Raw genomic sequence first — 23055 nt, 5'->3', positions numbered from 1 at the left:
GTCGCGCACCACGCCGTCAGCGGACAGGCCGCTCGCGCAGCTGTGCCGCGCAGCCGGCCAAGGCGAAGAGCAGCAGCACGGTCCACCGCAGGGTGGCATCGCTCCAGCCCGGATCACCCGGTACGGGAAACAGCTCCAGGCTGTCCGGAAGGAACAGTGCCGCCCCGACAAGGAGCGTCAGCGCAGGCGCGGCCACCAAGCTGCCCGCCCCCAGCGCCGATCGCCGCACACCGAGGAGGGCCAGGGCGAGCGTGCCGACGGCGAGCGTCACGCCTTCCACCGCGAGCCCGCCGACCGGGAACGACTGCCGTGCCTCGGCGGCCACTCCCAGCCGGGCGAGGCTCGCCGAGGCACCCCAGAAGAGCCCGAAGGCCAGCAGGCCCACGGCCATCCTCAGCCCGCTGCGCAGCCCTCGCGACACGGGCACCACCACGGTGGTCCGGGCCGCGGGGTCGTCCAGGAGGCAGGCGAGGCCGATGGCGGTCAGTACGGTCGCGATCCGCAACAGCACGGCGGCCGCGTCCGGCTGGACGTGCGCGGAGAACAGCGCGGGGCAGCCCGTAGCGGCCACCCCCACCACGCCCGCACCGAGCAGCGGAAGGGTGCGGGCCGCCCGCAGGTCGGGCCTGAGCAGCGTGCGCAGCACCGCACCCGTGGAGGCGTTCACGCGCACCGGCCCTCCTCGCCGTCGCGCGCGGCCGGCGGGGCCGGGACGCCCAGGAGGGCGGCCGCCTCGTCGGTCGTGGTGTCCGCCGCCGTGAGTCGCGTCCACGACTGCTTCACCTTGGCGCCGACCTCGGCGTCGCGCCGCGTCAGCAGGGTCCGTACGAGGTCCTGTTCACGCGCGCTGACACCGAGGCCGGTGGCGGCGTTGAAGGTGTTGAGCGAGAGACCGCCGAAGGATCGCCCGGTCAGCGAGTCGTAGGCCTCCCGGGTTCCGTCCGTCGCCTGGACGGCGAGCCACAGTGTGAGCGCCCCGCGCGCGCGGCAGACCGCCTGGTTGCGGGCGTCGGCGGGGGCCTCGCCGGTCACCGCGCGGTACGCGAAGCTCCCGGCGAAGCCGAGCATGTGGTCGCCCGCGAGGTCGCTGTGCGTGCCCCAGTCGGTGCCGACGGGCACGGCGCCCGGCGTCCCGGCCGCACGGTCGTCGGCAGCCCACTTCGCCACCGGCAACGGAGGCACGACACCGGTGCCGACCGTGCTCAGGAAGACGTGCTGGCGTACGACATACCGCTTCTCCCGCGCCGTCCGCGGCACCCAGCGCAGCACTCCCCCGGTCACCTCCGCCCACTGCCGGTACCGGTCCTTGAACTCGGGGAAGGCGCAGTGGTCGACGCCGTCGCGCTCGACGCACACCTGCTGCGACGACGGGGCGTTCTCGGCGGTCGTACGGGCCTCGCGGACCTCGTCCGGCAGACCGCGCTGCTGGGCCAGACCCGTGCCGATCACCGCGAGCAGGGCGACGCCGGCCGTCGCCCTGAACACGGTCGAGCGACCGCCCGCGCGGAGCACCGCCGCCGCGGCCACCAAGGTCACCAGGGCGGCCAGATAGAGCAGATGCCAGCCCGCCGGACGGTAGGTGAGTGAGGTGGGCAGCGGTGGCACGTTCTCGTCCTCGATGCCGACCAGACCCCACCACCGCACGTCCGACTTCGGCTGCAGTGCGCCCACCACCGTCACGATCCCGAGCGCGGCCAGGGTGAGCGGCGCGGCCACCATGGATCGCACGACGCGGGCCGCGAGGACGCCGATCGCGCCGGCCAGGAGCACCACGAGCGGGCCGGTGGCGAGTTCCGCCACGGAGGGGCTGCCGATCGCCGCGTCCTGAGCGGCCGTGTATCCGATGCGGGCGCCGGCCAGGACCGCCGACAGCACGGTCACCGGCAGCAGGGCGAGCAGCAGGGCCCAGGTGCGCCGCCAGGGCGGAAGCACCAGGAGGTCGAACATCGCGTCGGTGCCGTGCCGGTACGAGCGGAGCGCGGCGAGGTTGGCCGCGAGCAGGGTTCCCGCCGCGATCAGCAGGAGCGAGAGCTGGGTGTAGCGGTCCTCGTCGTGCAGCACCGGATAGCGGTCGTCGCCGGAGTACCCGCTGTACGCCCACTGCGCCAGATACAGCCCGAACGCGGCGAGTACGGCGGGGTGCCGCAGCAGCCGTACGGCCTCGACGCGGGCGAGCGTGCGCGTGGCGGCGCCCGCCGCGCGGGGGGTGCGGCGTTCGGCGCGCACCGGGGCCTCGGTCATCGTGCCGCTCATGCCGCGGCCCCCTGACCGGCCCGCCGTCCGGTGTCGTCGAGGAGCAGCAGATAGCCGTCCTCCAGCGCCGGGTCCACGATCGCGGCACCCGGCGGCGGACTGCCGATGTTGTGGAACGTCCCCTGGCCGGTACGCCATCCGGCCAGCGCCTGCGGGTCGCGCTCGGCGCTGCTCCACACCCGGCCCTGGGCGACCGCGCTCAGACCGACCGGATCGCCGTCGAACTTGACGACGCCGTGGTCGAGTACGACGACGCGGCGGCACAGGGCGGCGACGTCCTCGGTCTGATGGGTGGAGAGCAGGACGGTCCGGCCCTCGCCGATGTCGGCGATCAACTCGCGGAAGCGCAGCCGCTGTTCGGGGTCGAGGCCGACGGTCGGTTCGTCGAGGATGAGCAGTTCGGGCTCGCCCGCGAGCGCCGCGGCGAGCGCCACGCGCTGCTTCATACCGCCCGACAGCATCCGGATCCGCTTGCCGCGGTGCTCACTCAGGCCCACGGCGTCGAGCACCCGGCGCACCTCGTCGTGCCTGCGGCCGCGGTGGGTCATCTCCTTGAGGATCGCGACGTAGTCGACGAACTCGAAGGCGGTGAAGTTCGGATGGAATCCGGGGTCCTGCGGCAGGAATCCGAGGCGGCGCCTGATCTCCGTGCGCTGACCGGGGTCGCGAGGATCCTGGCCGAGCACCCGGATCTCCCCGGTGTCGGGGACGAGTGCGGTGGCCAGGGCCCGCAGCAGGGTGGTCTTGCCCGCGCCGTTGGGACCGAGCAGGCCGGTGACGCCCGTCCGCAGTGAGAAGGACACGGAGTCGAGCGCCACGGAACGCCGGTAGCGCACACCCAACTCCCGTACCTCGACGGTGTGATCGGTCATCGGGCAGTCCCCTGTCGGTAAGCGGGTCGGTCGAATGCGGTACGGGACAGCAGCACGGCCACCGAGGCCACGGCGAGCACCGCGGCCGAGGCGGTCTGTCCCGTCGCGCTGAAGACGGCGTGCGAGTCGTGGGTGGCGATCAGGACGGCGAGCCAGCCGGCCGCGGTCGCGCCGGCCGCCGTCGTGGAGTCCATCCGTGCCGCCAGGGCGAGGCTCACGGCGGTGAGCGCACAGCCGGGCAGCAGCCACCCGAAGGTGGCGAGGCCGAGACCGGGCACGGCCAGACTGGCGGCGCCCGTCAGGGCGATGCAGGTGGCGAGGACCACGGCGGTGCGCAGCAGCACGAGCCGCAGGGCCCGCATGGGTGTCACCAGGCCCATCTCGTGCGCGGGGTCCCAGCGCCGGCCGTAGGAGACGGCCACTCCGGCCACGGGCAGCAGCGGTGCGAGACCGAGGAAGAGCAGCGGCGTCCCGGCCGGCTCGGCCAGGCGCGCGATCAGCGCGGCGAGCAGCAACGTCAGGGCGGCGGCACCCACCCAGGACGCACGCAGCGCCGGAGTCGCCGCGATCAGCCGCGCCACATGGTCCGGCACCCCGAAGCGGACCAGCAGCCGCTCTCCTGTACCGGGTACGGGTGCGTCGATCGCCACGTCGAGGCGTTCCCAGCCGTGGTCCAGGATCCGCGGGTCGGTGTGGCCGGACAGCCGTGAGCGGCAGAGCGGACAGTGGTCGAGGTGCGACTCGACGGCCCGCAGGGCGTGCGCCGGCGTCTCTCCGCGTGCATAGCCGCGCAGCAGCGCGTCAGGTGTGTGAGGGTCAGGACTCTCCTGCGGCAATGTCCGCTGCGTCATCCTCGCCTCCTCTCCAGCCGGGCCGCTGTCGTGGCGCGGCCCCTCGATCGAGCTCCTGCTTCAGTAACTTGCGGGCCCGCATGGCGCGCGTCTTCACCGTGCCGGGCGGCACTCCGAGAACGTTCGCGGCCTGCCGTACGGTCAGGCCGTCGACCACCGTCGCCTGCATGACGCGGCGGAGCTCCGTGGGCAGCCGGGCCAGCGCATCGGCCAGGTCGCCGTGCCGGCCGCCGGCGAGCGCCTCCTCCTCGGCCGACGGTTCGTCGCGGATACGCAACCGCTGCAGCGCCCGCTGTACCCGCGAGCGGGCGCCACCCGCGCGGGCCTGGTCCACGAGCCGCCGGGAGGCGATGCGCCACAACCACCCACCCATGTCGGCGACTTGCCGCTGCCGACCGGCCGCACAGGTGCGCCACAGGTTGAGAAACGTCTCCTGGACGATGTCGTCGAGCAGCGAGTCGTCCGCGCAGCGGTGGCGCAGTCGGGCGACCAGCCAAGGGGCGTAGTGACGGTAGAGCAGCTCGAAGGCCTCGCGGTCTCCCTCGGCGACGGCCGCCACGAGGTCCGCTTCGGTATTCGCATCGCGCGGCTCTCCCATCACACCCCTTCGTCGTAAGGGCCCGCGCCGACGGTTCACGGACCCGAAGTGACCCTCGTCACATTCGAGGGAGGCCGCCCGCCCAATTCACGCCACATGGCGAAGGCCCATCCGATCGGAATCCGGCCACGAAGGCGTCCGGGGACACGAACGTCCCTGACTGGACACCATCAAGCGCGAACGGAGGACATCCCTCCCCTTTCCGGAATCGCGCACACTTTCGGACACGGCCCCAACTCATGTGTTTTGCAAGGTACTTGTGTGCCGATCAAGCGCGGACATAGCTTCCAACCGACCGCGTCCCAGGAGATACCTGACCAGATCTCCGAACGGGACGACTCGCTGTACCCGAACAAAGGGGGAAATCCTTTGCGTACCTCAACCACCCTCAAGCGCACGGCCGCGGTGATGCTTTCCGCAGCGGCGCTGACGGCCACCGTCGGCGCCTCCCCGGCGGCCGCCGCCACCGTCGGCGCCAAAGGCACGGCACCCACCTGTGTCGCCGGCTGGGTCGACCGTGGCACGATCACGCAGACCGGCCACGCCCGTAACGACTGCAGCTACCGCGTGCGCGTGAAGATCGTCTGGGCCTTCGGCGCGGACGGCACCTGCACCTCGCTCGACCCGGGCTGGGAGGCCACCTCCAAGGTCGCCATCCAGCCGCGCCGCTTCGACGGCGTGAACAACTGCTGAACGGCCGACAACCACCTACAACTGAGCCACAGTTGACGCGGTGAGCACAAAGGGCGTTCCCCGGAAGTCAGCTCCGGGGAACGCCCCTTGCGTGCACAGGGTACGCCGGGCGGTGGAGAGCGGACATCCGACCGCCACGAGAGTCAGCCCCCTGCACCCCATCTCCATGCACAGGAATCTCATGCGCGGGAATCCGACTTGTCCGATCCTCCCGCGACGCGCACGCTGGAACCGTGAGTAACATCACCAGCGCGAATTGAGCAGTAATGGCCACTTTTGATCAGAACTTCGGTCACAGCGGGTGGTCAGTAGATGCCGCGACGGCCACCATCGGCCTGGAAGGCGTCGTCACGGGGTGGAGCGAGGGTGCTCGGCGGCTGCTGGGGTACCGGGCCTCCGAGGTGGTGGGGCGGGCCGCGGCCGACCTTCTCGTGGACCGGGAGGCGACCGGCTTCTCCCCCGTCGGCTCCCAGGAGTGGAGCGGTACGGCGGTGCTCAGGCATCGGGACGGCCGTCGGGTCGAGCTGACCCTGCATGCCCATCCCTCGCTGGACAGTGCCGGCGCGACACAGGCGTTCGTCGTCACCGCCACCACCGGAACCGCCGACTCGGAGCGCGACCGGCGGATGGTGGAGTGGGCCTTCGCCCAGTCCTCGATCGCCCTGTCCACCTACAGCCCCGCGTCGGGCTCGTGGCGGCTGAACGCGGGCGCGGAGGCCGATCCGCTCGGGGAGGCCCGGTCCGACGAAGGGTTTCTCCGGTGTGTGCGGCGGGTCGCCGAGGAGGCCATGCCGATGCGATACGAGGGGTTCGCCCCGGCACCGCCCGCCGACGCCGGCCGGCAGCGCTCCTGGATCGTGGAGCTGTGGCCCGTCCGGGACCCCGCCTCCGGCACGGTGGCCGGGGTCGGCACCGCCGCCTTCGACAGCAGCGAGCAGTACGCCGCCCGGCAGCGGCTGGCCCTGCTGAACGAGGCGGGCACCCGTATCGGCACCACCCTCGACGTGAACCGCACCGCCCAGGAGCTGGCCGATCTGGCCGTCCCCCGGCTCGCCGACTTCACCAGCGTGGACCTGCTCGACTCGGTGATGCGCGGGGAGGAGCCGGTGCCGGGGCCGGTCGACGCCGCCGTGGTGCTGCGCCGGGTCGCCCATCAGTCGGCCACCGAGGGCGGGGGCGTGCCGGAGGCTGCCGTCGACCTGGGCGGGGTCGACACGTATCCTCCGTTCTCGCCCCCCGCCCGTTCCCTGACCAGCGGCCGCCCGGTGCTCAGCGGCGCGAGCGACCCCGACTTCGTCCGCTGGGTCACCGAGCACGACGCGCGGGCCACCGTCGTCCAGGAGCACGGACTCCACTCGGTCATGGCCGCCCCGCTGCGGGCCCGCGGCATCACCCTCGGCGTCGCGGTCTTCGTACGCGGGAAGAGGTCCCCGCCCTTCCAGCAGGACGATCTGATCCTCGCCGAGGAACTCGCGGGGCGGGCCGCCGTGGGTGTGGACAACGCCCGGCGGTACACGCGCGAGCGCACCAACGCCCTCACCCTCCAGCGCAGCCTGCTGCCCCGCGACCTGCCGAAGCAGGCGGCCGTCGAGGTGGCGTACCGCTATCTGCCCGCCGGCACGGGCGCCGGCGTGGGCGGCGACTGGTTCGATGTCGTGCCGCTCTCGGGTACCCGGGTCGCGCTGGTCGTCGGCGATGTCGTCGGGCACGGCATCCACGCCTCCGCCACCATGGGGCGGCTGCGCACCGCCGTACGCACCCTCGCCGACGTGGACCTGCCCCCGGACGAGCTGCTCACCCACCTCGACGACCTGGTCACCCACCTCACCTCGGACGACGACAGCATCGTCCGGGAGCTGCCGTACACCGGCGGGATCGGCGCGACCTGCCTGTACGCCGTCTACGACCCGGTCTCCCGGATCTGCACCCTGGCCAGTGCCGGCCATGTCCCGCCCGCCCTGCTCCTGCCCGACGGCACGGTCGGCATCGTCCATCTCACGCCCGGCCCCGTGCTCGGCGTCGGCGGGCTGCCCTTCGAGTCGACCGAGCTGGAGCTGCCCGAGGGCAGCCTGCTGGCCTTCTGCACGGACGGCCTGATCTCCCGCGAACGCGACGTCGGCCTCGGCCTGGAACAGCTCTGCGAGGCCCTCGCCTCTCCGGTGCCGTCGCTGGAGACCACCTGCGACTCCATCCTCAAGGACCTGCTCCCCGAGAGCCCCGCCGACGACGTGGCCCTCCTCCTCGCCCGCACCCGGGCCCTGCACGCCGACCAGGTCGCCGCGTGGGCGCTGCCGTCCGACCCGGCGATCGTGGCCGACGCCCGCGCGCAGGCCTCCCGGCAGCTCGCGGCATGGGGTCTGCAGGAGGCGGCGTTCGTCACCGAGCTGGTGGTGAGTGAGCTGGTCACCAACGCCATCCGGTACGGCGACGTACCCATCGGGCTGCGCCTGATCCGGGACCGCACCCTGATCTGCGAGGTGTCCGACGCCAGCAGTACGGCGCCCCATCTGCGGCGCGCCCGCACCTACGACGAGGGCGGCCGCGGACTGCACATGGTCGCCCAGCTCACCCAGGGCTGGGGCACCCGGCAGACCCCGACCGGCAAGACGATCTGGGCCGAACAGCCCCTCCCGGTCGGCTGACCATGACCGGGCGTCCGGGCGGCGACCCGACGACACCGCAGACCGCCGGAGATCCGGCCGACGGAGGTCCGGCCGACGCAGGACCGGCCGACGGAGGTTGCGCGCCATCACGCTGTTCCCCGAGGACAGGGCTCCACTGTGAGCGGGCCGCGACCGACGCCTTCGGTGCGCGTGCCGGTTCAGGCCCGCAGCGGGTTGAAGCGCGCGGCCGCCATCACATACCAGGCCGTCGCACCGAGGTGCCGGTACGGGTAGTAGCCGAACCCGAACCCGGTGTCGAGCGGACTGCTGGCCGACACGACCCCGGAGCGCGCGGGCAGCGCCCGTCCTCCGACACTCTGTCCGTCCCCGAGCAGATCCTGGGCCCGCTCGATGGACGCGACCAGCCGCCGCGCCCGCGCCGCGTCCCCCCGACCCTGCCGCTCCCGCAGGGCGAGCGCGAGATGAGCGGTCCCCTCGAACCACACACCGTTGCGGTCCGGCTTGGGCTGACCGTCGGCGATCGGGGCGTCCTCGTTCGCGAGCAGACTGGCCGAACTGAAGGTGACACCTTCGTACGACTGCCCCGCCGGCACCGTGCTGTTGGGCCGCTCGGCGTGGTCGAGAACGGCCAGCTCACGCGCGGCCCAGTCCAGCGACGAGGCGTGGGCACGGGAGTCGAGGGCGAGGTGGGTCCAGGTCTGGGTGTCCTCGGGAACGGGGGAGGTGTTGATGACGACCCCGTCATTGGTCCCGGTATAGAAGAACCCGCCGTCCGCCTCCCACATCCTCCGGACGAAGTCCCGCGCGCGGTCACGCCGCTCCAGCCACACGCCGTCCTTCGTGAGCCGGGCGAGCCGCCCGAACAGACAGACCAGGTCGGTGTTGTGCTCGGTGGAGGTGAAGGGCAGCTTCTCGTTGGCCCCGTTCACCCCGAACTTGTACCCCCCAAGAGGCTCATCGGTCCGCCCGTTCCGCTCGATCCACTCCCCGATCCGCACGGCACCGTCGAGGAACCGCCGCTCCCCCGTCCGCCGGGCCAGCGCACTGAGCGCGATCCCGGCCCACGCCATGTCCCCCACGGCCGTACCCGTGAACCCGAACTGCGTCCCGACGTTGACGCTCCCGTCCGCACGCACGAACCCGTCCGGCTGCAGCGAGCCGTCGTAGAAGGTGTACGGCCCGACGTTGTAGGCCTGCCGCAGCCGCCCGTCGCCATGGACCGGGTCGTGCTGCTGCGCGTACAGCAGCGCGTCCCCGAGCACGACGGCCCGCTCCCGCCCGTCCGCGGTGCGGGTGGCGAGGTGAGCGAGGGCCGCGAGGGCGTTGTCGTAGGTGAAGGCGGTACTGAAGAGACCGGCCTGGTCGCTGTAGCTCTGGGCGAGGCGGACGGTGCCGTGGTCGGGGTAGGCGTCCATTGCGGCGGCCAGGAAGGCCTGGGCGCGGTAGGTGGCGGGGGTGGCGCGGCTTCCGTCCACGGCGGCGTGCGCAACACCGGAACCGACCGCCGTGAAGCCCGCGGCACCGAGCCCGACCGCGAGTCCGAGACCGGCCCCGATGAGCGTGCGACGGGTGGGCACCTGGCCGTGCCTGTCGGTTGTGCCGGTCATGGGGGTCTCCCTCGGTTTTGAGAGCGCTCTCACGGATGCGCGCTCATTCTGCTGGTGCGGGTGGGAGGGGTCAACGGCCTTGGCGGGAGGAGCAATTGGCGAGACGGCGCGACAGGGCACGAGGCGGCGACTGGGGTTTGCGGGTGGGCCGGGTCGGGCTCTTGTTCAACTCGATGCTCGGCAGTTGGGATCACGAGATCCTGCGGCACACCAAGATCAGCCAGGCCCACCGGTACGTAAAGGGCCGATCTCCTGTCGACGGACGCCATCCGACGCCACCGACACCCGTGCGGAGCACGCCGGGCGTCGCCGCGTCCGCTGAACGACAAAACCCCAGGTCGGATCTAATCCGGCCTGGGGTTTGATGGAGCCGCCTTCGGGATTCGAACCCGAGACCTACGCATTACGAGTGCGTTGCTCTGGCCATCTGAGCTAAGGCGGCGCGCTGTCCGCACTATGGTGCGATCAGCAACGTCGGTAAGTCTACACAGTTTCTGGAGTGCTCCGTACCAACCCCTGACCGGCCCTCCGGAGGCTCCACGGAGGCCCTGTGAGGGCCCTGTGCAGGCCTTCCGCCACCCACTCCAGCCCCCGCCCCGGCCCCGGAATCCCACCCTCCGGGGCCGTCCGCCGCACCGTACGTCGTCAGCAGCGCTTCTCCCGACTGGGCGGCGTCCCCCGCAGGAGATACGCGTTGATCGTGTTGTCGACGCACTTGCTGCCCCGCCCGTACGCCGTGTGGCCGTCCCCTTCATAGGTGAGGAGGCGGGCCGAGGAGAGCTGGCGGGAGAGGGCCTGGGCCCAGCGGTACGGGGTCGCCGGGTCGCGGGTGGTGCCGACCACCACGATCGGGGCCGCGCCCTTCGCCTCGATGCGGTGCGGCTCGCCGGTCGGGGCCACTGGCCAGTACGCGCAGTTCAGGGTGGCCCAGGCGAGGCCTTCGCCGAAGACGGGGGACGCCTTCTCGAAGGCGGGGAGGGATGCGCGGACCTCGTCGGGGGTGGCGAAGGCCGGCGGGAGGTCCAGGCAGTTCACGGCCGCGTTGGCGAACATCAGGTTGGTGTAGCCGCCGTCGGCGTCGCGCTCGTAGTAGCTGTCGGAGAGGCCGAGGAGACCCGCGCCGTCGTTCTCCTCCATCGCCGCGGACAGCGCGTCGCGCAGATGTCCCCAGGCCCCCTCGTCGTACATCGCCGCGATCACGCCGGTGGTGGCGAGGGATTCGCCGAGCCGACGGCCGTCCGGATCGCCGGTCGGGATGGGCTTCGCGTCGAGCTTGCGGAAGAAGGACTTGAGGTTCTTGCCGACCTCGCCGGCCTTCGTGCCCAGCGGACACTCCCGCTGCCGCACGCAGTCCCGCGCGAACGCCTGGAACGCCGTCTCGAAGCCCGCCGTCTGGTCGAGGTTCATCCGGCGAGCGGGCAGGGAGGGATCCATCGCGCCGTCCAGGACCAGCCTGCCCACCCGGTTCGGGAAGAGCCCGGCATACGTCGCCCCTAGGAAGGTGCCGTACGACGCCCCCACGTACGTCAGCTTCGGGTCCCCCAGCGTCGCCCGCAGGATGTCCATGTCCCGGGCCGCCTCGGCGGTGGAGAGATGGCGCAGCACATCCGGCGAGTCCGCCCCGCACCCCTCCGCGAACCTCTTGTACGCGCCGACCAGTTCTTCGGTCTCCTTCTCGTCGTCGGGCGTGAAGTCCGCCTGCGTGTACCTGTCCATCGCCTGTCCGTCGAGGCATTCGACCGGCTCGCTGCGGGCAACGCCACGCGGGTCGACCGCGACGATGTCGTAGCGGGCGCGCACGTCGGACGGGTAGCCGATCCCCGCGTACTGCTGGAGGTAGCCGATCGCCGAGCCGCCCGGGCCGCCCGGGTTCACGAGCAGCGAGCCGAGCCGCTCGCCCGGACCCGTCGCCTTCTTGCGGGCCACGGCGAGCCGGATGCTCCCGTCGTCCGGCTTCGTGTAGTCGAGCGGTGCCCTCATCGTGGCGCACTGGAAGCCGGGCGCCCCGCAGTCGCGCCAGGTCAGCCTTTGCCCGTAGTACGGCGCGAGCGCGGCCGGCGTCGATCGCGGCAGCGCGGCCAGGGCCGCCTCGGCCGCCGGGCGTCCCGAGTTCGTCGACCCGCCGGAGGTGCAGGCGGAGGCGAGCAGCGTGGCCGCGGCGAAGAGGGCGCCGAAGGCGCGGGTGCGCCGGGAGCTTGAGCGGCCACTCCGGTCGCCCCGGCCACCCCCGTCGCCCCAGTCACCGCGATTGCTTCGTTCGCTGCGGTCGCTGCGGTCGCTGTTTCGGCGGCCGAGCCCAGCCGGGCTCGGGTCCGGGCTTACTGGAGAGCTGCGCCTGGTGTACATCAGGCGAGCGTAACTCTGCGCAGTGGTTTGGATGCCCTGTGTGCACATCGCGGCTCGTACGAGTTACATGGTCAATTTCCTGTTGATCACTCAGGCGGAGAGGCGACGGCGGCGGCGGCGCTTCAGTCCGCTCCGAGTGCCTCAGTCCACCCTTTAATACGTCTTCAGCCCGCCCTTAATACATCTAGTGGCTCAGCCCGCTCTGAGCGCCATCGTCATCGCCTCCACCGCCAGCAGCGGCGCCACATTGCGGTCGAGGGCGTCGCGGCAGGCGGCGATCGCCTCGATGCGGCGAAGCGTGGCTTCCGGGGCGCTGTCGCGGGCGAGGCGCTCCAAGGCGTCCTCGGCGTCCGTGTTGGCGAGGGCGATACGGGAGCCGAGCTGGAGGGCGAGGACGTCGCGGTAGAAGGCGGTCAGGTCGGTCAGCGCGAGGTCGAGGCTGTCGCGCTGCGTCCGCGTACGGCGCCGCTTCTGCTTGTCCTCCAGCTCCTTCATCACGCCCGCCGTACCGCGCGGCATCCTGCCGCCCTGGGCCGCGCCCAGCGCCGCCTTCAGCTCCTCCGTCTCCTTGGTGTCGAGCTCCTCGGCAAGCTGCTTGGCGTCCTCGGCGGCGGCGTCGACGAGTTCCTGGGCGGCCTTGAGACAGCCGCCGACCTCGCCGAGCCGGAGCGGCAGCTTGAGGACGGAGGCCCGGCGCTCGCGGGCGGACGGATCGGTGGCCAGGCGGCGGGCCCGGTCGACGTGGCCCTGGGTGGCGCGGGCCGCCGCGGCTGCGACGTCGGGCTCGATGCCCTCCCGCCGTACGAGCATGTCGGCGACGGCGTCGACCGAGGGCGTGCTCAGGTTCAGGTGGCGGCAGCGCGAGCGGATGGTGGGCAGGACGTCCTCGATGGAGGGGGCGCAGAGCAGCCAGACCGTGCGGGGGGCGGGCTCCTCGACGGCCTTCAGCACGGCGTTGGCCGACTTCTCGTTCAGCCGCTCGGCGTCCTCGACGAGGATGATCTGCCAACGGCCGTTCGCCGGCGAGGTGAACGACTTGCGGACGGTGTCCCGCATGTCGTCGGCGAGGATCTGGGTGCCGACCGCGGCGACGGTGGTGACGTCGGCGTGCGTGCCGACGAGTGCCGTATGACAGCCGTCGCAGAACCCGCATCCGGGAGCACCGCCCAGTGCCCGGTCAGGGCTGACGCACTGCAACGCGGCGGCGAAGGCCCGCGCCGCCTGGTTCCGGCCCGCGCCGGGCGGTCCCGTGAACAACCACGCGTGCGTCATCTTGGACGCCTCGGGAGGCGGCGCGTCGGCAGCGGCGGCGGTGACGAGGGCGTCGGCATCCCGAGCGGCAGCGCCCAGCTGCTCGCTCACCCGCTCCTGCCCCACCAGGTCGTCCCACACGGTCATGGGTCACGCCGCCTTTCGTCACGCTTCGTCTTGCGCGATCCATTGTGCGGGGCGGCACTGACAACGGGAGCCGGGTTGGGCGGCCCTGGGCAGTCGTGCGACGGCTGCGGACCGACGGGGACCGTTCGCGCCCATGCGGCGGTAGCCACGGTTTGCGCACAGCCCCCGCCCCTCAGGCAGGTCCGGTCGCGCTCTTCAGCGCCGCCGGCCCCGCCCCTGGCCGCCCTCGTCGTCGTACTCGTCCTCACGCGGCCCGAGCAGCTCGTCCGCCAACGTCGGCAGATCGTCCAGCGGCGTCTCCTCGGCCCAGTCGGACCGAGCCCTCCGCCGCGGCGCCCCCGCCTCGTCGACCTGAGGCAGCTCACGCGTGCGTTCCTCGTCCCGGAAGTACCCGGGCGGAACCCGGTCCCCGGGCTCCCCGCCCGGCACGGGAGGCAGTACGGCCGTCTCGTCCGCGGCACCCGGAGGCACCGGCGGCAGCACAGCAGTCTCATCAGCCGCACCCGGCGTCACAGGTGGCAGCACAGCCGTCTCATCAGCCGCACCGGGCACCACCGGCGGCAGCACAGCCGTCTCGTCCGCCGCACCCGAAGGCGCCGGCGGCTGCGGCAGCTTCGCCGTCACCTCGGACTCGGACTCCCCGGCGCCCCGGCCGGGCGACCGGTCACCGGCGGAAGCCCGCGCACCACCCGTACCGCCCGGCTCCTCGTCCCGCACCGGCCGCAGCACGGTCGTCTCGTCCGATGCCCCGCCCGGTACCGACCCCGGCTTCACCACCGGCGTAGGAACGGTCACCGCATCACCGGCGGCGGCCCCGGCACCGGGTCCCGTCGGCCTCGGGCCCGCCTCCGCCGCGGCCGCGGCCTGCTCCGCCAGTCGCCGTGCCTCCTCGGCCCGCAGCAGAGCCTCTTCGGCCTTGCGCTGCTTCTCCAGGCGTCGTGCCTCGGCCTCGGCATGGATGCGGGCCTCTTCCTCGGCCTGCTTGCGGCGCCGTTCCTCCTCGGCCTTGCGGCGCGCTTCTTCCTCGGCGCGCGCCTTCTCCTCCGCGAGGAGCCGCTGACGCTCCTCCTCGGCACGCCGACGTGCTTCCTCGGCTCGCTGCCGGGCCTCCTCCGCCTGCCGTTCGGCCTCGCGCCGCTGCGCCTCCTCCAGCTCGCGCCGCTTGCGCTCCTCCTCCTCGGCGCGCAGCCGGGCGAGCTGCTCCTGGCGCTCGCGCTCCAGGCGCTCTTCCTCGGCCTTGCGGGCGGCCTCTTCCTCGGCCTTGCGGCGGGCCTCCTCCTCGGCCTTGCGGCGCGCTTCCTCCTGCGCCTGGATCTCGGCCTCGGACAGCGGCAGTGCCTGGTCGAGCCGGTGCCGGATGACCGTCGTCACGGCTTCCGGCTCCTGACCCGCGTCCACCACCAGATACCGGCCGGGGTCAGCCGCGGCCAGCGTCAGGAATCCGGACCGCACGCGCGCGTGGAACTCGGCGGGCTCCGACTCCAGCCGGTCCGGCGCCTCGGTGAACCTCTCGCGGGCGACCTCCGGCGCGACGTCCAGCAGCACCGTCAGATGCGGAGCGAGCCCGTTCGTCGCCCAGCGGTTGATACGGGCGATCTCCGTCGGGGACAGGTCACGGCCCGCCCCCTGGTAGGCGACCGAGGAGTCGACGTACCGGTCCGAGATCACGACCGCACCGCGCTCCAGCGCGGGCCGGACCACCGTGTCGACGTGCTCCGCACGGTCCGCCGCGTACAGCAGCGCCTCCGCCCGGTGCGACAGCCCCGCGCTCGACACGTCCAGCAGGATGGAGCGCAGCCGCTTGCCGACCGGCGTGGCCCCCGGCTCGCGCGTGACCACGACCTCGTGGCCCTTGCCCCTGATCCACTCGGCGAGCGCCTCGGCCTGCGTGGACTTCCCGGCGCCGTCGCCGCCCTCCAGGGCGATGAAGAAACCGGACGTCGCGGGCACCTGCTCCGGGTCGTCCCCGCCGAGGACGGCGTCGCGCAGGTCCTGCCGCAGCGGCACGCCGGAGCGGTCGTCGACCTTGGCCAGCACGAGCGCGGCCACGGGCAGCAGCAGCGCCCCGACGAGCATCAGCGTGAACGCCGCGCCGCCGTGTGCGAAGACGAACTTGCCGCTCTCCAGCCGGTGCGGCCCGATGAGCGCGGCCACCAGCGGCGCGATCACCGCGCCGAGTGCGACGCTGACCCGTGCGACGGCGTGCAGATGCTCCGTCGTCCGCGGCCGCCGGAATTCCTCGGCCTCCTGGTCGAGCAGGGTGTGCCCGGTGTTGGCGGCCACGCCCGCGCCGATCCCGGCCAGTGCGGCGATCAGCAGCACGGTGGTGACGTCCGGGACGAGTCCCGCGGCCAGCAGCGCGATGCCGGTGAAGGCGATCGCCAGTGCCAGCAGCCGGCGCCGCGAGAGCGCGGGCAGCACGGAGGGCGCCGTGCGGATGCCGACGACCACGCCGCCGGTCAGCGCGAGCACCAGCAGGCCGTAGAGCACCGGCCCGCCGCCCAGGTCCTTGGCGTGCAGCACGGCCACGGCGACCGCGGCGGACACCGCCCCGGCGACGGCCGCGCACGCCGTCACCAGCAGCGGGATCGCACCGGTGCGGCCCTTGTCGACGCCCGAGCCGGTCTTCGGCCGGCGCAGCCCCTCGAGCGGCGACCGCGCGCGCGGAGTGCGCGTGTCGGGCAGCTCCAGGAACGTCAGCACGGACAGGGACGCGGCGAACAGACCGGCCGCGACATACGACGCGAGGGCCGCCTGGTGCTGCTCGAACCAGTCGAGTCCGGCACCGAGCAGGTTGTTGAGCAGGGCGGCGACGACGAGTGCGGCGGCGGCCAGCGGGATCGCCACGAAGCCCGTGCGCAGCGACAGGCGGCGCAGGGCGTCCATGTGGTCCGGCAGCGGTCGTACCGTCGCGCCCTCCGGCGGCGGGGGCGGCAGCAGCGCGGGCGCCGCGCTCTCCCGGCACACCGTCCAGAAGCGCTCGGCCACGCCGGTCACGAAGACGGTGACCAGCAGGAGTGCCAGCGCGTTGTCCGGCGTCCAGTCGATCCACAGGGGCGCGACGATCAGCATGGCGGCCCGCAGACCGTCCGCGCCGACCATGGTCCAGCGCCGGTCGAGCGGGCCCTCCTGGGAGGTGAGGGACGTCAGCGGACCGAGGAGTACGGCGCCGAAGAGCAGCGTCGCCAGGATGCGTACGCCGAAGACGGTCGCCACTGCGAACGCCACGCCCCGGTAGCCACCGCCGAACGCCCCCTCGGCGATCGCCGCCTGAAGGGCCAGCAGCACCAGCACCAAAAGCGCGAGGATGTCGCCGACACCGCCCACCAACTGCGCGCTCCACAGTCGCTTGAGCTGCGGTCGGCGCAGCAGGGCACGGACGGCACGCTCGCGGGAGTCCGCGACCAGGGTGTCGTCGGGGGCCGTGTGGAGGGCCGTTGGCTGCTCGGCTGGCGTCATGCTTTCAGCCTATCGGGACGCACTGACAGCCCGACGCGCACGCCCGAACGCACGCACGACCCGACACCAAACTGATGCCGAGGCGTTCGTTTTGCGAACCGGACGTGAAGAACCGGACCGTCAACCGGCCTCCGCGGGAACCGGTTTGGTCATCACGGAGACCGGTCGGCCCTCTCGAGAGAGCGGTTCAGGCGTCTCGAAGGGGCGGTTCGGTCGTTCGACGAGGGCGGGTCAGTCGTCCGTCGCCGTCTTGGAAGCCGCCGTCTTCTTCGCCGTCGTCTTCTTGGCGGCCGTCGTGGTCTTCTTCGCCGCGGTCTTCTTGGCGGCCGTCTTCTTGGCCGGGGCGGCCTTCTTGGCGGTCGCCTTCTTCGCGGGGGCCTTCTTCGCCGTCTTCTTGGCGGGCCCCTTCGCACGCTTCTCTGCGAGCAGCTCGAAGCCGCGCTCCGGGGTGATCGTCTCGACGCTGTCGCCGGAGCGCAGGGTCGCGTTGGTCTCCCCGTCGGTGACGTACGGCCCGAAGCGACCGTCCTTGACGACGACCGGCTTCTCGCTGACGGGGTCCGTGCCCAGCTCCTTCAGCGGCGGCTTCGCGGCCGCGCGGCCCCGCTGCTTGGGCTGCGCGTAGATCGCCAGCGCCTCTTCGAGGGTGATCGTGAAGAGCTGCTCCTCGGACTGCAGCGAGCGCGAGTCCGTGCCCTTCTTCAGATACGGCCCGTAGCGGCCGTTCTGCGCGGTGATCTCCTGGCCCTCGGCGTCGGCGCCGACGACACGCGGCAGCGACATCAGCTTCAGCGCGTCCTCCAGCGTCACCGTGTCCAGCGACATCGACTTGAACAGCGAGGCCGTACGCGGCTTCACGGCGTTCTTGCCGGTCTTCGGGGTGCCCTCGGGGAGCACCTCGGTGACGTACGGGCCGTAGCGGCCGTCCTTGGCGACGATCTGGTGGCCGGTGACCGGGTCGGCGCCCAGCTCGAAGTCACCGCTCGGCTTGGCGAGCAGTTCCTCGGCGAGCTCGACGGACAGCTCGTCCGGCGCCAGGTCCTCGGGGATGTCCGCGCGCTGGTGGCCCTCGGAGTCCTTCTCGCCGCGCTCGATGTACGGGCCGTAGCGGCCGACCCGCAGCACGATGCCGCTGCCGACCGGGAACGACGACACCTCGCGCGCGTCGATCGCGCCCAGGTCGGTCACCAGCTCCTTGAGGCCGCCGAGGTGGTCCCCGTCGCCGTTGCCGGCGTCCGCGGCACCGCCCTCACCAGTGCCCTCGCCGAAGTAGAACCGCTTCAGCCACGGCACGGCCTGCGCCTCGCCGCGCGCGATGCGGTCGAGGTCGTCCTCCATCTTGGCGGTGAAGTCGTAGTCGACGAGCCGCCCGAAGTGCTTCTCCAGGAGGTTGACCACGGCGAAGGACAGGAAGGACGGGACGAGTGCCGTGCCCTTCTTGAAGACATAGCCGCGGTCGAGGATCGTGCCGATGATCGACGCGTACGTCGACGGGCGGCCGATCTCGCGCTCTTCCAGCTCCTTGACCAGCGACGCCTCGGTGTAGCGGGCCGGGGGCTTGGTGGCGTGCCCGTCGACCGTGATCTCCTGGGCGCTCAGCGGGTCGCCCTCGTTGACCTGCGGCAGCCGGCGCTCGCGGTCGTCCAGCTCGGCGTTCGGGTCGTCGGCGCCCTCGACGTAGGCCTTCAGGAAGCCGTGGAAGGTGATCGTCTTTCCGGAGGCGGTGAACTCGACGTCCCGCCCGTCGGCCGCCGCGCCGCCGATCTTGACCGTGACCGAGTTACCGGTCGCGTCCTTCATCTGGGAGGCGACCGTCCGCTTCCAGATCAGCTCGTAGAGCTTGAACTGGTCGCCGGTCAGCCCGGTCTCGGCAGGCGTGCGGAAGCGGTCGCCGGAGGGGCGGATCGCCTCGTGCGCCTCCTGCGCGTTCTTGACCTTGCCGGCGTACGTCCGCGGCTGGGGCGGCAGGTAGTCGGCGCCGTACAGGTGCGTGACCTGGGCACGGGCGGCCGCTACGGCGGTGTCGCTCAGCGTCGTGGAGTCCGTACGCATGTACGTGATGTAGCCGTTCTCGTACAGCTTCTGCGCGACCTGCATCGTGGCCTTCGCGCCGAAGCCGAGCTTGCGGCTCGCCTCCTGCTGCAGCGTCGTCGTACGGAACGGGGCGTACGGCGAGCGGCGGTACGGCTTGGACTCGACGGACCGCACCGCGAACCGCGTGTTCTCCAGGGCGGCGGCGAGGGCGCGGGCGTTCGCCTCGTCGAGGTGGAGGGTGTTCGCGCTCTTGAGTTGTCCCAGGGAGTCGAAGTCGCGGCCCTGCGCGACCCGCCTGCCGTCGACGGACTGCAGGCGGGCGACCAGCGACGACGGGTCCGACGGGTCGCCCGCGCGGCCGGTCGCGAAGGTGCCCGTCAGGTCCCAGTACTCGGCAGAACGAAACGCGATGCGCTCGCGTTCCCGCTCCACGACGAGGCGGGTGGCGACGGACTGGACACGGCCCGCCGACAGACGCGGCATGACCTTCTTCCACAGCACCGGCGAGACCTCGTAGCCGTAGAGGCGGTCGAGGATCCGGCGGGTCTCCTGGGCGTCGACCAGCCTCTGGTTCAGCTCGCGCGGGTTGGCGACGGCGGCCTGGATCGCGGCCTTGGTGATCTCGTGGAAGACCATCCGCTTGACCGGGACCTTGGGCTTGAGCACCTCCTGGAGGTGCCACGCGATGGCCTCGCCCTCGCGGTCCTCATCGGTGGCGAGGAAGAGCTCGTCGGACTCCTTCAACAGGTCCTTGAGCTTCTTGACCTGGGCACGCTTGTCGGCGTTGACCACATAGATCGGCTCAAAGTCGTGTTCGACGTCCACACCGAGGCGGCGGACCTCGCCGGTGTACTTCTCCGGCACCTCCGCGGCGCCGTTGGGGAGGTCGCGGATGTGCCCGACGCTCGCTTCGACTACGTAGCCGGGGCCCAGGTAGCCCTTGATCGTCTTCGCCTTGGCAGGCGACTCGACGATGACGAGTCGGCGGCCGCCCTGTGCGGTCTCGCTGGTCGGGGACAACTTCGCTCTTCTCTCCGGTCGACGCTGGGGGCCTTCCCAGGGTCGCTCAGGTCCCGGGGTCGGGTGGTGGTGACGCTGCGGAGTGTGACGGTACATCCCGCCCGGTTGTCAAACGGGAAAAGCCCGCAACGGCCACTCGAACGGTAACCCGACTTCCGCCATTCCTGCCGCCCGGAGTGCCCACCGGCCTTTTCGAGCCTTTCCGGAAGTCGGCCTCCCAATTATCGGCCGCGCAGCTCATGGGCCGTTCTCAGAGGCGGGAGAAGCACCACGTTCCGAGGGTCAGCGCGATCACCGAGACAAGGCCGGCCAGCGCCACCGATGCGACGGGGCTCACACCCTGAGCGACCGGCTGGCGCTGTCGTACCCGCACCGCCGTCCACACCAGCAGCCCGCTTCCGAACAGGGCGAACACCACCCCAGCGAAGATCGCCGGTCCCCTCTCCATGGTTCCGCTTGCCCCTTTTCTCCCGTCCACGACTGCCCAGCCCGGCGAGGTTGACACGCGTGGGCGGCGCACAGGCGAACCTCAGGTGAACGCGGGGCCGACGCGGCTGTGGACTCTCAGCGCCCCGCGGGCCCGGGCGGCACCGCAGCCCCAGCAGCCCCGCCGCACTCATGGGCCACACCCGCCTCAGACCTCACCGGGCGCGGGTATCTTTCCGGTCGTCTTCTCGTCGTCGGACCTGCTGACCGTGCACACGACCTTGTCGAAGCCCTCTTCCCAGTCCTCCTCGTCCGCGATCCAGCCATAGACAGTCCGCTCCGGACCCGGCGCCCAGACCGACTCGAATTTGTTGCCGCACAGCTTGGTGGCGTTGTCGGAGCCGTTCTTGTGGCTCATTTCGCCTGGCGCCCGAACAGTGCCTATGACCTGGTCGGTGTGCGGTTTGGCGCAGTCGATCAACGGGGCGTTGTAACCCTCGGCCTCTTCCTCGTAGACCCAGCAGTCGCCGACGCTCATCTGCCCGACCCACAGGTTCTCGCCGTCGTCGCGGAACCGGCCCACCTCGCCGCCTATCGCGGCATGCCGCCCGAGTACGAGACAGGCCGTACCGCTGTTGGCCGCGGTGAACCCGTTCTTCGTCGGTACGACGGCGTAGCCGGCCGCGTCCGGCAGCGCTTCGGCGATCGCCCTGCTCTGGTTCGCACAGCGCCGCGCGCCCTGCGCGCGGGCGTCGGCGAAGTCGGTGGCCGTGTCGACCGCCACGACCTGGCCGTCCGGCCAGTCGTCGTCGCAGTCCACGACACCGAGGTTCGGCATCGACTCGAACGGCGTCCCGGACCACACCGCCTGCACGCAGTCCCCGGTCTCCAGCGGCTCGGTCAGCCCCACGACATCGCCGTACGGATACACCGGCCCGGTCGGCGACGCCGAGCCCTGCGACCCGCCCGCCGAAGGCGAGCTCTTCGTCGCGGAGTTCTTCTTCCCCCCGCCGTCACCGCTGGTCAGCGATACAGCGGCCCATGTCCCGCCGACGACGACGAGCAGGACTCCGACGACGAGCGCGACGAGCGCGGCGCGCTTCCTGGCACCGGAACCCGGGCCCGGTCCAAGGCCGCCCCCACCCGCTCCGGCGACGGTGGGCGCACCGCTGCTCCAGGGGCCGCCGGGGGTGCCGGGGCCACCGGGGTCACCATGGGTGCCGCCCGCATACGGCGACGGGGCGGCGCCTCCGGCGTATGGCGGTGGTGGAGGGCTCGCGGTGTACGGCGGTGGGGGTGAGCCTCCCGCGTAGGGCGGTGGCGTGGAGCTTCCGGCGTACGACGGTGGCGTGGAGCTTCCCGCATACGGCGACCGCGCGGCCCCACTCTCATACGGCGCCCACCCGCCGCTCCCGGGGTGGGGCGTCTGCCCACCGCCGTCCGCAGACGTGGCGCCCGCTCCCTGCGCATAAGGGTTCGCGGGATCGAAGGGCGGCAGGGCGGGCTGCCGCCAGATGTCATACGGCGTCGATGCGGGCGTCTGCCCGGGCGGGGCGGAACCGTCAGCCCCAGGTCCATCGGCCGCAAGACCCCCGGCTGCAGGACCACCGGTCGCACCCGCCGGAGTGTGCGGTGTCTGCGGGGTGTTCGGGGTCGAGGCCGCACCCGGCGTCTGCGGGGTACCGGAGGCCGGTCCGACACCACCCGGCGCCCGCGGGAATCCGGCAGCCGGCCCGAAACCACCCGGCGTCCCCGGAGCACCCGGCACCGGCCCGAAGCCCCCTGGCGGCGGACCGAACCCTCCAAGCCCGGCGCCGGCCCCGAACGCCCCGCCGCTCCCCGGCGGCACCCCGAGCTCCCCACCCGACGCACCCGACGCACCCGACGCACCCGCGGCCCCCTGCACCACCCGCTCCAGCCCCCGCGCCACCACCTCCGGCGCCGACCGCCGCACGGGGTCCTTGACCAGCAACCCCTGCAGCACCGGCACCAGTTCCCCCGCCCGGACCGGCGGCGTCGGGTCATCGCCCAGCAGGGCCGTCAGCGTCGCGTAGTCGCCGTGGCGGTCGAAGGGGCCGCGGCCCTCCACGGCCGCGTACAGCGTGGCGCCGAGGGAGAACAGGTCGGCGGCCGGGGTGGGCGGCTCGCCGCGCGCGCGTTCCGGGGCGAGGTAGCCGGGTGTGCCGAGGATGCCCGCGGTGGCCGTGAGCCGGGGCTCGCGGGACTCGGGCCGGAGGGCGATGCCGTAGTCGGTGAGCAGCACGCGCGCGTGGGGGTCGCCCGAGGCGCCCGGTGCCAGAAGGATGTTGGCCGGTTTCACATCCCTGTGGAGGATGCCGATCCGGTGCCCGGCGGTCAGCGCGTCGAGCACGGCGAGTCCGACGCGGGCCGCCTGAACGGGCGTCAGCGGCCCCGAACTCCGTACGACCGCCTGGAGGTCCACGGCGTCCGGCACGTACTCCATGACGATCCACGGCAGGCCCTCGTGCACCACCACGTCGTGCACCGTCGCCACGTGCGGATGCCCCCGCAGCCGCGCGGCGTGCCGGGCCTCGCTGCGGGCGCGGGCGATGCGCTGCGAGGTCTCGCTCGCGTCCGTCGGTCCGTCCGGGAGCGCGATCTCCTTCAGCGCGACGTCGCAGGCCAACTCCTCGTCGTACGCGAGCCACACGCGGCCCATACCGCCCGCACCGAGCGTCCGCAGCAGGCGGTACCGCCCGTGGATGACCCTGCCTTCGCCCTGATCCGGCGTCTCCCCCGCCATCACGCCTCCCCCCGGACCCGAGAGACAGCGCGCCTCCCCCGAGGACGCGTCGAGTCTGTCTCTCGAAGGTAGCTTCGCACCTGCCACTGACAGGAGGCCTTTCTGTAGCT

At 72.4% G+C, this 23055-nt stretch carries 14 protein-coding genes and 1 tRNA gene; 2 read left to right on the top strand and 13 right to left on the bottom strand.

Translation table 11 applies throughout. The features are described 5' to 3' along the window. Positions 1-16: 16 nt before the first annotated feature. From EJ357_RS25905 to EJ357_RS25885, 5 genes are read right to left on the bottom strand one after another with little or no spacing between them, the layout of a single operon-like run. Positions 17-667 (bottom strand): ABC transporter, encoded by a 651-nt coding sequence (locus tag EJ357_RS25905; protein ID WP_126393981.1) that lies wholly within the window; start codon positions 665-667, stop codon positions 17-19. Beyond that, positions 664-2253, bottom strand: a complete 1590-nt coding sequence (locus tag EJ357_RS25900; RefSeq protein ID WP_126393980.1) for a hypothetical protein — start codon at positions 2251-2253, stop codon at positions 664-666. Before EJ357_RS25900 ends, EJ357_RS25905 begins: the two co-directional genes overlap by 4 nt. Then, positions 2250-3125, bottom strand: a complete 876-nt coding sequence (locus tag EJ357_RS25895; RefSeq protein WP_126393979.1) for an ABC transporter ATP-binding protein — start codon at positions 3123-3125, stop codon at positions 2250-2252. Before EJ357_RS25895 ends, EJ357_RS25900 begins: the two co-directional genes overlap by 4 nt. After that, positions 3122-3976: a cupin domain-containing protein gene (locus EJ357_RS25890; protein WP_126393978.1), complete on the bottom strand. Its 855-nt coding sequence runs from the start codon at positions 3974-3976 to the stop codon at positions 3122-3124. The genes EJ357_RS25895 and EJ357_RS25890 overlap by 4 nt, the downstream gene beginning before the upstream one ends. Next, positions 3942-4574, bottom strand: coding sequence for an RNA polymerase sigma factor (locus EJ357_RS25885; RefSeq protein ID WP_126393977.1), 633 nt, complete (start codon positions 4572-4574; stop codon positions 3942-3944). The genes EJ357_RS25890 and EJ357_RS25885 overlap by 35 nt, the downstream gene beginning before the upstream one ends. Before the next feature lie 261 nt (positions 4575-4835). On the opposite strand from EJ357_RS25885, the gene EJ357_RS25880 reads away from it, so the two are divergent. Continuing rightward, positions 4836-5267, top strand: coding sequence for a hypothetical protein (locus EJ357_RS25880; protein ID WP_126393976.1), 432 nt, complete (start codon positions 4836-4838; stop codon positions 5265-5267). A 266-nt stretch (positions 5268-5533) separates the two neighbouring features. Further along, positions 5534-7909: an ATP-binding SpoIIE family protein phosphatase gene (locus EJ357_RS25875; RefSeq protein ID WP_126393975.1), complete on the top strand. Its 2376-nt coding sequence runs from the start codon at positions 5534-5536 to the stop codon at positions 7907-7909. 179 nt (positions 7910-8088) lie between these two features. Here the strand turns inward: EJ357_RS25875 and EJ357_RS25870 are convergent, their stop codons facing one another. The 8 genes from EJ357_RS25870 to EJ357_RS25835 all read right to left on the bottom strand — a co-directional run bounded on the left by EJ357_RS25870 (position 8089) and on the right by EJ357_RS25835 (position 22945). Beyond that, on the bottom strand, positions 8089-9498 hold the full coding sequence (locus EJ357_RS25870; RefSeq protein ID WP_126393974.1) for a Tat pathway signal sequence domain protein: 1410 nt from the start codon (positions 9496-9498) through the stop codon (positions 8089-8091). Between the two features lie 365 nt (positions 9499-9863). Further along, positions 9864-9940: transfer RNA gene (locus EJ357_RS25865), tRNA-Thr, on the bottom strand. Positions 9941-10143: 203 nt separating this feature from the next. Then, positions 10144-11844: an alpha/beta hydrolase gene (locus tag EJ357_RS25860; protein ID WP_175647531.1), complete on the bottom strand. Its 1701-nt coding sequence runs from the start codon at positions 11842-11844 to the stop codon at positions 10144-10146. Positions 11845-12036: 192 nt separating this feature from the next. Beyond that, positions 12037-13242: a DNA polymerase III subunit delta' gene (locus EJ357_RS25855; protein ID WP_126393973.1), complete on the bottom strand. Its 1206-nt coding sequence runs from the start codon at positions 13240-13242 to the stop codon at positions 12037-12039. A gap of 195 nt (positions 13243-13437) precedes the next feature. After that, positions 13438-16701, bottom strand: a complete 3264-nt coding sequence (gene tmk / locus EJ357_RS25850; protein ID WP_126393972.1) for a dTMP kinase — start codon at positions 16699-16701, stop codon at positions 13438-13440. A gap of 231 nt (positions 16702-16932) precedes the next feature. Then, positions 16933-19755, bottom strand: a complete 2823-nt coding sequence (topA, locus tag EJ357_RS25845) for a type I DNA topoisomerase (protein ID WP_126393971.1) — start codon at positions 19753-19755, stop codon at positions 16933-16935. Between the two features lie 250 nt (positions 19756-20005). Continuing rightward, the gene (locus tag EJ357_RS25840; RefSeq protein WP_126393970.1) at positions 20006-20203 is read right to left on the bottom strand and encodes a hypothetical protein; all 198 of its coding nucleotides are present in this window, start codon (positions 20201-20203) and stop codon (positions 20006-20008) included. A 186-nt stretch (positions 20204-20389) separates the two neighbouring features. Next, on the bottom strand, positions 20390-22945 hold the full coding sequence (locus tag EJ357_RS25835) for a serine/threonine-protein kinase (RefSeq protein ID WP_126393969.1): 2556 nt from the start codon (positions 22943-22945) through the stop codon (positions 20390-20392). Positions 22946-23055: the final 110 nt, after the last annotated feature.

The organism is Streptomyces cyaneochromogenes (genome assembly GCF_003963535.1).
Lineage (GTDB): Bacteria > Actinomycetota > Actinomycetes > Streptomycetales > Streptomycetaceae > Streptomyces > Streptomyces shaanxiensis.
This window is presented reverse-complemented; position numbering and strand designations above follow the sequence as displayed.

Coding starts and splice junctions, on each gene's coding strand:
- EJ357_RS25860 (WP_175647531.1), bottom strand. CDS start 11,844: ATGTACACCAGGCGCAGCTCTCCAGTAAGCCCGGACCCGAGCCCGGCT.
- EJ357_RS25835 (WP_126393969.1), bottom strand. CDS start 22,945: ATGGCGGGGGAGACGCCGGATCAGGGCGAAGGCAGGGTCATCCACGGG.
- EJ357_RS25855 (WP_126393973.1), bottom strand. CDS start 13,242: ATGACCGTGTGGGACGACCTGGTGGGGCAGGAGCGGGTGAGCGAGCAG.
- tmk (WP_126393972.1), bottom strand. CDS start 16,701: ATGACGCCAGCCGAGCAGCCAACGGCCCTCCACACGGCCCCCGACGAC.
- EJ357_RS25875 (WP_126393975.1), top strand. CDS start 5,534: ATGGCCACTTTTGATCAGAACTTCGGTCACAGCGGGTGGTCAGTAGAT.
- EJ357_RS25900 (WP_126393980.1), bottom strand. CDS start 2,253: ATGAGCGGCACGATGACCGAGGCCCCGGTGCGCGCCGAACGCCGCACC.
- EJ357_RS25885 (WP_126393977.1), bottom strand. CDS start 4,574: ATGGGAGAGCCGCGCGATGCGAATACCGAAGCGGACCTCGTGGCGGCC.
- EJ357_RS25840 (WP_126393970.1), bottom strand. CDS start 20,203: ATGGAGAGGGGACCGGCGATCTTCGCTGGGGTGGTGTTCGCCCTGTTC.
- EJ357_RS25870 (WP_126393974.1), bottom strand. CDS start 9,498: ATGACCGGCACAACCGACAGGCACGGCCAGGTGCCCACCCGTCGCACG.
- EJ357_RS25890 (WP_126393978.1), bottom strand. CDS start 3,976: ATGACGCAGCGGACATTGCCGCAGGAGAGTCCTGACCCTCACACACCT.
- EJ357_RS25895 (WP_126393979.1), bottom strand. CDS start 3,125: ATGACCGATCACACCGTCGAGGTACGGGAGTTGGGTGTGCGCTACCGG.